Source organism: Caballeronia mineralivorans PML1(12), assembly GCF_001028175.1.
GTDB lineage: Bacteria > Pseudomonadota > Gammaproteobacteria > Burkholderiales > Burkholderiaceae > Caballeronia > Caballeronia mineralivorans.
The window spans coordinates 1-384 of the sequence record NZ_AEJF01000274.1; the positions used below are offsets into that span (position 1 = coordinate 1).

Annotated in this window: 1 protein-coding gene and 1 pseudogene; both read right to left on the reverse strand. The window is 46.9% G+C overall.

The genetic code is table 11. From position 1 onward, the window contains the following. A pseudogene (locus EOS_RS42625) lies at positions 1-196 on the reverse strand (hypothetical protein); the annotation flags it as partial. After that, positions 193-384 (reverse strand): hypothetical protein (locus tag EOS_RS45430; RefSeq protein ID WP_200908773.1); only part of this gene is annotated, 192 nt, incomplete at its 5' end. The pseudogene EOS_RS42625 and the gene EOS_RS45430, both read right to left, overlap by 4 nt.

The following is a 384-nucleotide window of genomic DNA, read 5'->3' on the forward strand; positions in this document are numbered from 1 at the left end:
ATTCTTCTGGTTGCCAAACAGATTTAGCAGGCGACTGCGCAATCCGTAGCGCCTCCTCATACGCCTGACGAAGTTGTTTAAAACCCTGCGGATCGGTTTCTGGATGAAAGGACGGTAACAGCGCCAGATAAGCGCGGCGGATAATATCGACGTCAGTCGTTTCCTCTATATCGAGGATCTTCCAGCAATTTTTCATAGGTCGCTCATATCCTTAAGCGTTTCCGGGCATGCAGAATAGTAAGCCAATGGTTGCCAGGACAAGGTAGGGTAATACGCATCATCACGGGCAAATAATTGATAAAACATATCATTGCCGGAATCGTCGTATTCTTTACGCGCTAAGAATTCGCGTAATAAAGGCAGATGATCATCTTCGGGAGACTG